General features: G+C 35.0%; 13 protein-coding genes. 10 read left to right on the top strand and 3 right to left on the bottom strand.

Annotated features, from left to right (window positions below; translation table 11 throughout):
* Positions 1-39: 39 nt before the first annotated feature.
* Positions 40-840: an NAD(+) synthase gene (gene nadE, locus AAC069_RS01770; protein ID WP_339918808.1), complete on the bottom strand. Its 801-nt coding sequence runs from the start codon at positions 838-840 to the stop codon at positions 40-42.
* Between the two features lie 100 nt (positions 841-940).
* Between nadE and gldB the strand changes: the two genes are divergently transcribed.
* Positions 941-1897 carry a gliding motility lipoprotein GldB gene (gene gldB / locus AAC069_RS01765; RefSeq protein ID WP_339918807.1) on the top strand — a complete coding sequence of 319 codons (957 nt, stop codon included), beginning with the start codon at positions 941-943 and terminating at the stop codon, positions 1895-1897.
* A complete protein-coding gene (gene gldC, locus AAC069_RS01760) occupies positions 1897-2232 on the top strand; it encodes a gliding motility protein GldC (RefSeq protein WP_339918806.1) in 336 nt (111 codons plus the stop codon). The genes gldB and gldC overlap by 1 nt, the downstream gene beginning before the upstream one ends.
* A gap of 89 nt (positions 2233-2321) precedes the next feature.
* Here gldC and yihA read toward each other — a convergent pair whose 3' ends face one another.
* Both yihA and AAC069_RS01750 read right to left on the bottom strand, forming a co-directional pair.
* Positions 2322-2942: a ribosome biogenesis GTP-binding protein YihA/YsxC gene (gene yihA / locus AAC069_RS01755; RefSeq protein ID WP_339918805.1), complete on the bottom strand. Its 621-nt coding sequence runs from the start codon at positions 2940-2942 to the stop codon at positions 2322-2324.
* A gap of 39 nt (positions 2943-2981) precedes the next feature.
* Positions 2982-3746 (bottom strand): alpha/beta hydrolase, encoded by a 765-nt coding sequence (locus AAC069_RS01750; protein ID WP_091083845.1) that lies wholly within the window; start codon positions 3744-3746, stop codon positions 2982-2984.
* A 395-nt stretch (positions 3747-4141) separates the two neighbouring features.
* Between AAC069_RS01750 and AAC069_RS01745 the strand changes: the two genes are divergently transcribed.
* The 8 genes from AAC069_RS01745 to AAC069_RS01710 are packed head-to-tail and all read left to right on the top strand — an operon-like array spanning position 4142 to position 13203.
* Positions 4142-4615: a division/cell wall cluster transcriptional repressor MraZ gene (locus AAC069_RS01745; protein ID WP_339918804.1), complete on the top strand. Its 474-nt coding sequence runs from the start codon at positions 4142-4144 to the stop codon at positions 4613-4615.
* Positions 4590-5498 carry a 16S rRNA (cytosine(1402)-N(4))-methyltransferase RsmH gene (gene rsmH / locus AAC069_RS01740; RefSeq protein ID WP_339918803.1) on the top strand — a complete coding sequence of 303 codons (909 nt, stop codon included), beginning with the start codon at positions 4590-4592 and terminating at the stop codon, positions 5496-5498. Before AAC069_RS01745 ends, rsmH begins: the two co-directional genes overlap by 26 nt.
* Before the next feature lie 6 nt (positions 5499-5504).
* Positions 5505-5852, top strand: a complete 348-nt coding sequence (locus AAC069_RS01735) for an FtsL-like putative cell division protein (protein ID WP_339918802.1) — start codon at positions 5505-5507, stop codon at positions 5850-5852.
* Entirely contained in the window at positions 5843-7846 is a 2004-nt protein-coding gene (locus AAC069_RS01730) for a penicillin-binding protein (RefSeq protein WP_339918801.1), read from the top strand. Before AAC069_RS01735 ends, AAC069_RS01730 begins: the two co-directional genes overlap by 10 nt.
* A complete protein-coding gene (locus AAC069_RS01725; protein ID WP_339918800.1) occupies positions 7843-9306 on the top strand; it encodes a UDP-N-acetylmuramoyl-L-alanyl-D-glutamate--2,6-diaminopimelate ligase in 1464 nt (487 codons plus the stop codon). Before AAC069_RS01730 ends, AAC069_RS01725 begins: the two co-directional genes overlap by 4 nt.
* A gap of 7 nt (positions 9307-9313) precedes the next feature.
* Complete coding sequence (mraY, locus tag AAC069_RS01720) at positions 9314-10543, top strand: phospho-N-acetylmuramoyl-pentapeptide-transferase (RefSeq protein WP_339918799.1); 1230 nt, start codon at positions 9314-9316, stop codon at positions 10541-10543.
* A 1-nt stretch (position 10544) separates the two neighbouring features.
* A complete protein-coding gene (murD, locus tag AAC069_RS01715) occupies positions 10545-11876 on the top strand; it encodes a UDP-N-acetylmuramoyl-L-alanine--D-glutamate ligase (RefSeq protein WP_339918798.1) in 1332 nt (443 codons plus the stop codon).
* Positions 11877-11913: 37 nt separating this feature from the next.
* Positions 11914-13203: an FtsW/RodA/SpoVE family cell cycle protein gene (locus AAC069_RS01710; RefSeq protein ID WP_339918797.1), complete on the top strand. Its 1290-nt coding sequence runs from the start codon at positions 11914-11916 to the stop codon at positions 13201-13203.
* Positions 13204-13236 lie beyond the last annotated feature (33 nt).

Genomic DNA, 13236 nt, shown 5'->3' with positions numbered 1-13236 from the left:
AAATTATGTTTATTTTCTAATTATTCGGATAAAAGACAATTAATCCCGATTAAGTAAACAAACAGGTATTTCTTTCATTTTGTGTTGGTTAATTTTGTTTAAGCGTTTGTATATGTCAAATACCGTTTTTTCTCTTCCGGAGAAATCAGCACTAGATTTTCCTGCTTGGTCCTGATTCATAGCCCACTCTAATTCGTCATAGGTGGCGCCTAATTGTGCTTCATCTGTTTTTTCATCACCAAATAGTCCGTCAGATGGAGCCGCGTTTAAAATAGATTCTGGAACTTTTAAATAAGCCGCTAACATAAATACTTCTGATTTCATTAAGTCAGCAATTGGACTAAGGTCTACGCCACCATCTCCGTATTTTGTAAAAAAGCCAACGCCAAAATCTTCCACCTTGTTTCCTGTCCCTGCGACTAATAGTCCATGCACGCCAGCAAAATAATATAAAGTGGTCATTCGTAAACGAGCACGTGTATTTGCAAGAGTCAGATTGAGTTTGTTTTCTTCGAAGTCCGTAGGAACCTCGGTTTTGAAAGTTTCAAAAACAGAAGTCAAATCTGCTAGGGTTTCTGAAACATTAGGGTACCTGCTTTTTAATTGATTAATATGCTCACGTCCACGGCTGACATGACTTTCATGCTGATGAATGGGCATTTCAACACATAAAACCTTTAGTCCTGTTTGGGCGCACAATGTTGAAGTTACTGCTGAGTCTACTCCGCCGGAAATTCCAACCACGAACCCATTTACTTTTGCGTTTTCGGCATAGGTTTTTAACCAATTAACAATCTGAGTATTCACTTTCTCAACTTGAAGCGTATTTTTTTTAATCATAATAGTCTACGTTTTAACGAGCAGGAATGTATATTTGCAAAATCATTCAATGGTACGCTTGTTTTTCTGATTCTATATCGGCAAATTTAATTAAAAAATAATGAAATTATATCACATTCTGCTTCTCATATGTCTCTTTTTTCTATCATGTGGTAAGAAAAGCAAAGTAGAAAAAGCTGTAGAAGAAATTCCTGTGGAAATAAAGGTGGAGCGTTTCGACAAAATCTTTTTTGAGACTAAGCCTGAGGATCTTGACAAAGTAAAAAAGGAGTTCCCTTTTTTCTTTCCTCCCGGTAATGACGATGCGGTTTGGTTGGACAAAATGCAGAATCCACTTTGGAGGGAATTGTATACTGAGGTGCAGAAAAAGTACGCGAACTTTGACGCTGTTAAAGTGAAACTAGAAGAGCTTTTTAAGCATGTGAAGTATTATTTTCCTGAAACGAAGACGCCAAAAGTGATCACTGTAATTTCTGAAATGGATTACAATAACAAAGTGATTTATGCAGATAGTTTGGTCATTATTTCTCTTGAAATGTATTTAGGAAAGGAACATAAGTTTTATCAATTTCCTAATTATATCAAGCAGAATTTCGAGGAAAACCAAATTATGCCTGATGTCGTTTCCAGTTTTTACAAACGAAAAGTAGCATCAGATGGGGATAAAAATTTGTTGTCTAAAATGATTAGTGCTGGAAAGGAATTGTACCTTAAGGATCTATTACTTCCTGATTATAGCGATGAGGATAAGATGGGGTATACAAATGAGCAGATCGAGTGGTGTAATGAAAATGAGAGTTATATGTGGCGTTATTTTATAGAAAAAGAAATGCTCTACAGTGACGATCAAAAGTTGGTTCCACGTTTTATAAGTGCTGCTCCTTTTTCTAAATTTTATTTGGAAATTGATAATGAGACACCTGGTCAAGTTGGTGGTTGGATAGGATGGCAAATTGTTCGCTCGTATATGAAAAACAATGAAGTATCTTTGCAACAGTTATTAGATACAAATGCTAAAGAAATATTTGAAAAATCAAAATACAAACCTAAAAAGTAATGTCAGATAAAAACAGATCGGAAATTAAATTCCTTGTAGAGTTAGATGAAAACCGTGTTCCAGAAAAGTTATTGTGGACCGCAAAAGACGGTGGTGTAGAATTAGAAGAAGCAAAGGCGATTATGCTGTCTGTGTGGGATAGTAAAGCCAAAGAAAGTATGCGTATTGATTTATGGACAAAAGAGATGCCTGTAGATGAAATGAAAATATTCTTTCATCAAACATTGGTAGCGATGTCAGATACTTTTCATCGTGCCACAGGTGATGAGAAGATGGCAGATACCATGAAGGATTTTTGCGAGTATTTTGCAGAGAAATTAGAATTGAAGAAATAAGATTAATTTTTTTTCTAATACAAAACATCCCAAAGCTTAATTTTAAGTTTTGGGATGTTTTTTTATGAAGTACGGAATGTAGTTTGTTTTTAGAACTGACCACCGCCTTTAAAAATTTCTTGATTTACTTCGTCGATATAGCTTAGAACATCTTCTTTTCCTAAAGATTCTGTTGCAGAGGTCACGAAATATTGAGGCATTTCGGCCCAATTGTTAGCAAACATACTTTTCTTGTATGCTGCAATATGAGAATCAATTTTTACTTTACTGATCTTGTCTGCTTTGGTAAAAACAATACAAAAAGGAATTTCACTCTCTCCCATATAGGACATGAATTCAATATCTATTGTTTGAGCGTCATGACGAATATCAATTAAAACAAAAGCACAAACTAGTTGTTCTCTCGTCTCGAAATAATCGGTTATAAACTGTTGGAAAACTGATTTTGTTTTCTTGGATACTTTAGCATAACCATATCCAGGTAAATCAACTAAGAACCAATTGTTGTTTATTAGGAAATGATTAATTAGCTGCGTTTTTCCAGGTCTTCCAGATGTTTTAGCTAATTTTTTTTGGTTGGTCAACATATTGATTAATGAGGACTTTCCAACATTAGACCTGCCTATAAAAGCATATTCTGGCAAACGGTCTTTTGGACATTTGCTTACATCGGAGTTGCTAATTACAAATTCGGCGGTATTAATTTTCATATTTTTTTGTGTAAAACCTCTCCTTAGGAAGTGAGGTGCTTATAAATTGGATTTAGTTAGCCATTCTTCAAGCAAGCGATTGAACTCTTCTGGATGTTCCATCATTGCCGCGTGACCACATTTATCAATCCAATATAAGGTTGAGTTGGGTAATAATTTATTAAATTCTTCAGCAACATCCGGAGGGGTTACTTTGTCGTTTTTACCCCAAATAATACAAGTTCGAACATGCATCTTTGGAAGGTCTTTCGCCATATTATGACGAATGGCACTTTTGGCAATTGTTAATGTTTTGATCAGTTTTATTCTGTCGTTAACTGTAGCATAAACTTCGTCAATCAATTCTGGTGTCGCAATTGCAGGGTCGTAAAATACGTCTTCGGCTTTTTTCTTGATATACTCATAATCGCCTCTTTTTGGATAACTATCACCCATGGCACTTTCGTACAATCCTGAGCTCCCTGTTATCACAAGTCCTGCAACTTTTTCAGGGTACATTTTTGTGTGGTATAAAGCAATATGACCTCCTAGTGAATTTCCTAGAAGAATAACTCTATCAAATCCTTTAAAAGTGATAAAGTCCTTAACGTATTTAGCAAAACTTTTTACGTTTGTTTTTAAAATATTTTGGGTATAGATAGGTAAATCCGGGATTACAATTTTGTATCCTTTCTCAGAAAAATGACTGGCTACGGCATCAAAATTACTTAACCCTCCCATTAGCCCATGTAAGATTACAATTGGCGTTCCTTCTCCAGCTTCATAATAGCTGTATTTACCTTCCTTCTTATAGTTTTTTTCCATGTTCTTGAATACGGATTTTCAATTTTCACAAATATAGGATTTAATAAATTAAAAAGAATTTTTGAAAACGATTTTTGAGCATATTAATGCATTTTGGGCGTATTTATTTTTCAGGAGCTGATTATTGTGTGAAAGCAGTCCTTTTAAAGCGGTTTTCTATTGTAAGTAAAAAGGTATTTTAGTTAAAATGTTGAAAATAAAGAGCTGGGAATTTCGATACTTTAAGCTTTCTTTTGAATAACTTATAAAACAGCTAATAGTCTGACAGTCTGTTAGTCTTGTCTCTGAGGCGTTTTGCTTCATTGTGGTGAAACTTATTAACAAAGTGGTAGATAGTGGTAAATAGTGGTGATATTTTTCATATTTTTGCTCTATATCATTTTAAAACTATTCTTTTGAATACAATTGTTGGGACATATGAATGTAAGGTCGATGCTAAAGGAAGAGTGCTGTTGCCAGCGCCTTTGAAGAAGCAATTGACGCTTTCTCTTCAAAGCGGTTTCGTTTTGAAGCGTTCTGTTTTTCAGCCTTGTCTGGAGTTGTATCCTATGGAAGAATGGAATGTGATGATGGCTAAAATTAATAAGTTAAATCGGTTCGTAAAAAAGAATAATGATTTTATCCGAAGATTTACCGCCGGTGTAAAAGTGGTAGAAATAGATTCTTTAGGGAGGCTATTGATTCCTAAAGACTTAGTGTCTTTTGGGAGTATTACTAAGGAGGTTGTCTTTTCTTCCGCTGTTAACATAGTGGAGATTTGGGATAAAGATTTATATGAGACATCGATAAATGGGGAAGACGTAGATTTTGCAGATTTAGCAGAAGAAGTAATGGGAAATATAAATGACGACGACAATGGAATATCATAATCCGGTTTTGCTTCAAGCATCAGTAGATGGTTTAAATATTAAGCCTGATGGCGTTTATGTAGATGTAACCTTCGGTGGAGGTGGGCATTCGAAAGAAATATTAAGCAGGTTAGGGCCAAACGGGAAATTGTTTGCTTTTGATCAGGACGAGGATGCTTTGGCTAATGCTTTGCCAGATGAGCGATTCACGCTTATTAATGAGAACTTTAGATTTATCAAGCGCTTTTTGCGTTTTTACGGATTGAAAAGTGTAGATGGGGTTTTGGCTGATTTGGGAGTTTCTTCTCATCAATTTGATGTGGCTGAACGTGGTTTTTCTACTCGTTTTGATGCTGGATTGGATATGAGAATGAGTCAAAAAAATGACTTAAATGCATACAGAGTAGTAAATGAGTACGATGAGGCTGATTTAAAACGTGTTTTTTTAGATTACGGAGAATTGAAAAACGCTGCTGTTTTGGCAAGAACCATTGTAGAGGCTAGAGAAGTACAACCTATTAAGACTACCGATGAATTGAAGGAAGTTTTGGCAAAATATTTACCAGAAAGAGTAAGGAATAAAATACTAGCTCAGATCTATCAAGCCATTCGAATTGAAGTAAATCAAGAAATGGATGTTCTAAAAGAATTCTTGGAGCAGTCATTAGAAGTGTTAAAACCGGGAGGACGATTAAGTGTAATTTCATATCATTCGTTAGAAGATAGATTAGTAAAACGATTTGTGAAAAACGGAATGTTTGAAGGGGAGCCTGAGCGTGACTTTTTTGGTAATTTTTCCGTTCCGTTTAAGACAATCGGAAAATTAATAGTGCCAGATAAAGAAGAGATAAAGTTAAATAATAGAGCTCGAAGTGCTAAATTAAGAATAGCAGAAAAGATATAATTCAGAATGAAAAACGGTGTTTATAACATATTAAAAGCGAGATTTCTTATCGACGATGACGCGATGAAAAATTGGCGTTTTATCGTTTTTCTTATTCTTTTAGCTATTGTTATGATTGCTAATACACAACGTTTTGAGCAGAAAGTTTTTCAAATTGCCAAATTAACGACTGAGGTAAAAGAATTGCGCTCAGAATTTGTTGACAGACGTTCTCAGTTGATGAAATTGAAAATGGAATCGACTGTTTCTCAAAAAATGGTGGAAAAACAAATTTTCCCATCGACTGTTCCTCCAATTAAAATAAAAGTAAAAAAAGAAGAAGAGAAAACTTTTCTTAAAAAAATATGGCAGTAGAAGATAAACACATATCATATAGAATCTATCTCGTTGCATTTGCTATCTTTTTGGTAGCGATCGCTATTGCTGTTAAATTAACTAATATTCAGTGGGTTGAAGGGGATTATTATAGAAAATTAGCTAAAGAAAGAACGGTTAAGAATTTTGTTATTCCTTCCAATAAAGGGAATATATATTCATCAGACGGGAGTTTGTTAGCGACTTCGATTCCTAATTATGAAATACGCTTTGATGCTTTAGCACCAAAAATGGAAATATTCGAAAAGAATGTTCAGTCACTATCTGATTCGTTGGCATTTGTTTTGGGTAAGCCAAGTAGTTTTTATCAAAATGAACTTAGAAGGGCTAGAGCTAACAATAACCGATATTACCTAATAGCGCGTGATTTAAGCTACACAGATTATATAAAAATCAAAGGATTTCCTTTGTTTAAGTTAGGTGCTTATAAAGGAGGGATTATTATCGAACAAAAAACGGTTAGAGAACATCCAATCGGTAAAATAGCCGAACGTACTATTGGTTATGAAAGAAAAACACCATCCGGTACTTATGATGGTAAAGGTATCGAATGGGCGTATAGAAAATATTTGAATGGGAAAGACGGTAAAATTCTTAAACAAAAAATAGCAAAAGGGCAGTGGAAACCTATTCGTGATGTGAATGAAGTGGATCCGCAAGATGGATATGATGTTATATCAACTATCGATGTTTACATACAAGATATTGCACATCATGCCTTATTGAAACAATTAGAGGAGTATGAGGCTGATCATGGATGTGTTGTGGTAATGGAAACCGAAACAGGAAAAGTTCGTGCTATTTCTAATTTAGGAAGAGCTAATGACGGAACTTATTATGAAACAACTAATTATGCTGTTGCGGAATCTCATGAGCCGGGATCGACTTTTAAATTAGTGGATTTAATGGCGATACTAGAAGACAAAGTAGCTGACACAAGTACAATTTATGATACTAATGGTGGAGAAATAAGATATTCAGGAAAAGCAGTAAGGGATTCGCATAAAGGGGGCTACGGAAAAATATCATTGGCCAGAGGATTTGAATTATCTTCAAATACGGTTATGGTACGGGCAGTTTACGAGAATTATAAAGACAATCCTTCAAAATTTGTCAATCATGTAAATTCTTATGGATTCAATAAGAAGTTGAATATGGATTTCCAAGGGGAAGGAAGGCCTTTTATTCCTCAGCCAAGCGATAAAAGCTGGTCTAATATTTCGCTGCCTTGGATGGCATTTGGATATGGAGTTTCGGTAACACCAATGCAGACTTTGGCATTCTATAATGCTGTTGCCAATAATGGCGTGATGGTAAAACCACAGTTTGTATCAGAAATTAAAGAGTGGAACAAAACCATTGTAAAAATGGAAAAGGAAGTTATCAATCCGAAAATATGTTCTACCGAGACACTTTTAAAGTTGAAAGCAGTTTTAAAAAATGTAGTAAAAAAAGGTACTGCGTCAAAACTCTACTCAAAAGATTTTTCAATGGCAGGAAAGACAGGTACGGCAGCAGTGAATTATGCTAAAGACGGTGGGTCAGGTAAATATTATGCTTCATCATTTGTGGGTTATTTTCCGGCCGATCATCCTAAATATTCTTGTATTGTCGTAGTGCATAAGCCAAGTACGGTGAATAATAATTATTATGGTGCTGATGTAGCGGGACCTGTTTTTAAAAGAATTGCACAAAAGATTTTTACAGATGTTCCTTCGACAAATGAGATAAAAAATATAAACAGAAAAGTCCCTAAACAGGAGATAAATTATAACAACTACTTTGCTAAGTTGCAAAAACAGCAACACTCAATTCCAAATGTTAAAGGTATGCCAGGAATGGATGCTATTGCTTTATTGGAAAATTTAGGAGTAAAGGTGAAAGCAGTCGGAATGGGGAAAGTTAAGACACAGTCGCTTCAGGCGGGTCAGGATATAATAAAAAACACAACTATAACATTAGAATTATTGTGATTATACTAAAAGACATATTATATAAAGTTGCAATCGAAGCCGTACATGGTTCGACGGAAGTTGCTGTAGGTAAAATCGAATTTGATTCAAGAAAAATTGAAAAAAACGATATTTTTGTAGCTATTCGTGGTTCTGTTTCAGACGGGCATGAATATATTCAAAAAGCAATAGAATTAGGAGCTGTAACTATTGTTTGCGATACGTTTCCTGTGAATTTCGAAAAAGAAATTACTTACATTCAGGTAAAAGACACGAATAAAGCATTGGCTTTCATGTCCGCTAATTATTTTGGAAACCCATCTGAAAAATTAAAGTTGGTTGGTATTACCGGAACAAACGGGAAGACTACCATCGCTTCTTTATTGTATCAATTATTTAAAAAAGCAGGTTTTAAAGTAGGATTGATTTCTACGGTAAAAATTTTAGTTGACGATATCGAATACAAAGCAACACATACAACACCAGATTCAATTACCATTAATCATTACTTAGCAGAAATGAGAGATGCAGGTGTTGAATATTGTTTTATGGAAGTGAGTTCTCATGGTATTCATCAAAAAAGAACAGAAGCATTGCATTTTGTAGGTGGCGTTTTTACCAACTTATCTCATGATCATTTGGATTACCATCCCACTTTTGCAGAGTATAGAGATGTTAAGAAATCTTTTTTTGACAACCTTCCAAAAAATGCTTTTGTACTGACTAATGTTGATGATAAAAATGGTGCTGTAATGTTACAAAATACAGTGGCTAATAAACGCACCTATGCTTTAAAATCATATGCTGATTATAAAGCACAAATTCTCGAGAATCAATTGTCGGGATTATTGTTAAAGATTGAAGGGAATGAAGTTTGGGTAAAGCTAATCGGGACTTTCAATGCTTATAATGTTTTGGCAATATATGGTACTGCAGTTGAATTAGGAATGGATAGCTTAGAAACACTTCGATTGTTATCCGAACTAGAAAGTGTTTCGGGAAGATTCCAGTTCATTGTTTCTACTACAAATATCACCGCTATTGTTGATTATGCTCATACTCCAGACGCATTGGAAAATGTTTTAAAAACAACCAATGACATTCGTACTAAAAATGAACAGTTGATTACTGTTGTAGGCTGCGGTGGAAACAGAGATAAAACGAAACGACCAATTATGGCGAGTATTGCCTCTGAATTGAGTGATAAAGTAGTTCTAACTTCTGATAATCCAAGAAATGAGGACCCTGATACTATTATCCAGGAGATGGAAGTAGGTGTTGCGGCAGAGAATTATAAAAAAGTGCTAGCGATAACAGATAGAAAGCAAGCTATAAAAACAGCTTGTCAATTGGCTCAGCCAAACGATATTATTTTGATTGCAGGAAAAGGGCATGAGACCTATCAAGAAGTCAACGGTGTTCGTCATGATTTTGATGACATGAAAATAGTGAAAGAGATATTAGAACAACTTCATAAATAGTAAATATATGCTGTATTATTTATTTGAATACTTAAACAAGACATTAAACATTTCGGGAACGGGAGTGTTTCAATATATAACATTTAGATCGGCATTAGCCTTTATTCTTTCTTTGTTGTTGTCTACAATTTACGGGAAAAGAATTATTCGTTTTTTGCAAAATCAACAAGTTGGTGAAACGGTTCGTGAGCTTGGGTTAGCAGGCCAAAATGAAAAAGCGGGAACGCCAACCATGGGAGGTTTGATTATCATATTTGCTACGCTAGTTCCTGTTATGTTGTTTGCAAAACTGCACAATATTTACGTGGTGTTGTTGATTGTGACGACTTTATGGATGGGAACAATCGGGTTCGTGGATGACTATATTAAAATATTTAAAAAAGATAAACAAGGGTTAAAAGGGATTTTTAAAGTTTTCGGACAAGTGGGATTAGGTCTTATTGTTGGGACGGTTCTTTATTTTAGTCCAGCAGTAACCGTGAGAACGGATACTGGAAAAGGAGATGTTTTTAGTGTTACAACAGAGAACGTTATTACTCAAAGTCCAGTGGAAGAAAAATCTACAGCAACTACAATTCCTTTTTTTAAAAATAATGAATTCGACTATGCTGAACTATTGGCTTGGACAGGTGAAGGATATGAAAAGTGGGCTTGGGTGATTTTTATTCCAGTTGTTATTTTTATCATCACAGCTGTTTCAAACGGAGCGAACTTAACAGATGGAATCGATGGACTCGCGGCAGGTACCTCGGCGATATCAGTATTAGCATTGGGGATTTTTACCTTCGTTTCTGGAAATATTATTTTCTCTAATTATTTAAATATCATGTATATCCCTAATTCGGGGGAAATGACGGTGTTTATAGCTGCATTTGTGGGGTCATTAATTGGGTTTCTTTGGTACAACTCTTATCCTGCATCTGTTTTTATGGGTGATACTGGAAGTTTGACTATAGGTGGGATCATCGCAGTGCTTGCAATTGCAGTTCGTAAAGAATTATTAATACCGCTATTGTGTGGTGTATTTTTAGTCGAAAATTTATCTGTGGTATTACAGGTTAGTTATTTTAAATATACCAAAAAACGCTTTGGCGAAGGCCGAAGAATTTTCCTGATGGCGCCGTTGCATCATCATTATCAAAAGAAAGGATATCATGAAAGTAAGATTGTAACCCGATTCTGGATTGTAGCGATATTATTAGCGATACTTTCGATTATAACTCTAAAATTAAGATAGTATGAGACTAGTAGTTTTAGGTGGAGGAGAAAGCGGAGTAGGGACTGCCATTTTGGGTAAGAAAAAAGGATATGACGTTTTTGTATCTGATTTCGGAAAAATAAAAAACAATTACAAGGAAGTTCTTACTAATAACGGTATTGATTGGGAAGAGGAAAGACATACAGAAGATTTGATTTTAAATGCTGATGTAGTCATGAAAAGTCCAGGGATTCCAGAAAAAGTTCAGATTGTAAAGAAACTGATTGAAAAGGGAGTGCCGGTGATTTCTGAAATAGAGTTTGCAGCACCTTTCACAAAAGCAGTCACAATAGGAATAACGGGAAGCAACGGAAAGACAACAACAACTATGTTAACCTATCACTTGCTTAAATCAGCAGGATTGAATGTAGGACTGGGAGGAAACATCGGGAAAAGTTTTGCAGAGCAGGTTGCAGATGATACATACGATTCTTACGTGCTTGAACTAAGTAGTTTCCAGTTGGACGGAATTGTAGATTATAAACCGCACATCGCTATCATAACGAATATAAGTCCGGATCATTTAGATAGATATGAATATAATTATCAAAATTATATTAATTCTAAAATGAGAATTACGATGAATCAAACCGAGGATGATTACCTCATTTATGATGCAGATGACGAGGCCATTACAGCATGGTTAGAAAATAATAAAACGAAAGCTAAATTAATCCCTTTTTCCTTGACAAAAACATTCAACGAAGGAGCCTTTATACAAAACAACAAAATGGAAGTAAAAATCAATCAAGATGAATTTTTAATGGAAACAGAATCTATTGCATTAGAAGGAAAACATAATATGAAAAATGCAATGGCAGCAACCTCTGTGGCAAAATTGATGCAAATAAGAAAAGCAACAATCCGTGAAAGTTTATCTAATTTTCAAGGAGTGGAGCACCGTCTTGAGAAAGTATTGAAGATTCAGAATGTACAATATATCAATGATTCCAAAGCGACGAATGTAAATGCTACTTTTTTTGCATTGGATAGTATGAATATGCCAACAGTATGGATTGTTGGAGGTGTTGATAAAGGAAATGATTACAATGAATTGATGTCATTGGTTCGTGAAAAAGTGAAAGCTATTATTTGCCTTGGAGTTGATAATAAAAAAATAATCGATGCTTTTGGTAACGTAGTAGATATGATGGTAGAAGTTGACAATATGAATGATGCTGTTAGAATGGCGCAACGATTAACAGAAAAAGGGGATGCCGTTTTATTGTCACCTGCATGTGCGAGTTTTGATTTGTTTGAAAACTATGAGGATAGAGGGAATCAATTTAAGCAAGCGGTTCACAATCTTTAAGCAGAAGTCTATATTTTTTAAAAATTAAATAATACAAATGAAGGAACTAATAAGCAAGTTAAAAGGAGATAAAGTAATATGGTCATTCGTGGCTTTATTAGCGTTGTTTTCGTTTATGCCTGTTTTTAGCGCCAGTAGTAATTTGGCTTATTTGGGTCATGGAACCGGAAATACGTTGGGTTATTTGGTTAAACATTTAGCGCATATCTGTATTGGGTTTCTAATTATTTATGGCGTACATAGAGTGCCGTATCACTATTTTAGAGCAATATCTAAAGTGGCATTACCGGTAGTTTGGATATTGTTGCTATACACATTAGTTAAAGGTACTGTAATTGCAGGAGCAAATGCCAGTAGGTGGATTCAGGTCCCTTTTATTGGGATATCGTTTCAGACGTCGACATTGGCATCGGTTGTGTTATTCATATTTGTTGCACGTTATTTATCTAAAACTAGAGAAGAACCACTTACTTTTAAGTCTTCACTTTGGGAGCTTTGGCTGCCTGTATTTGTTACTCTGATTCTTATTTTACCTGCCAATTTCTCTACTACAGCATTAATTTTTGCAATGATACTCATGTTAGTGTTTATTGGGAAATACCCATTAAAATACATTGGAGCTATTGTAGGTTCTGGAATTCTATTTCTTGCTTTTTTTGTACTTGTTGCCAAAGCTTTTCCTGATTCCAGGTTTTTTAGTAGGGTAACAACTTGGGAAAGTAGAATCGAAAATTTCAGTACGGACAAACCGGATGAAGATGATTACCAAATTGAGAAGGCTAAAATTGCTATTGCATCTGGAAAAATTTATGGATTAGGACCTGGAAAAAGTGTACAGAAGAACTTTTTACCACAATCCTCCTCTGATTTTATTTATGCAATTATAGTTGAAGAATACGGTCTTATAGGTGGTTTTGGGGTTCTAATTTTATATTTATTGTTGCTGTTTCGATTCGTGGTAGCTTCACATAAGGCCAATACCCTTTTTGGAAAGTTGGTCGTCGTTGGACTCGGTTTCCCAATGATATTTCAAGCGATGGTCAATATGGCTGTAGCAGTAGAATTATTACCGGTAACGGGTCAGACATTACCACTGATCAGTAGTGGAGGTAGTTCGATTTGGATGACTTGTTTTGCACTTGGAATTATTATCAGTGTGACTAAAAAGGACGAAGAAATTGAAGAAGAGCTTAAGACTGCTGCTAAACGTGAGGAAGCGCTTCAAAAACTAATTGACGCTGAACTAGATTCTGAAAAAGAGGTTGATGAGGATTATTCGATTACTGACAAGGCGACAAACCCAATGAACGCAGTTTTTAATAAATAATATTTTTAAGGGTTAAATTAATTTTAAAACTAA

It is taken from the genome of uncultured Flavobacterium sp. (genome assembly GCF_963974175.1).
GTDB lineage: Bacteria > Bacteroidota > Bacteroidia > Flavobacteriales > Flavobacteriaceae > Flavobacterium.
The sequence above is the reverse complement of the archived record's forward strand: the minus strand, read 5'-3'. Positions and strand labels throughout refer to the sequence as shown.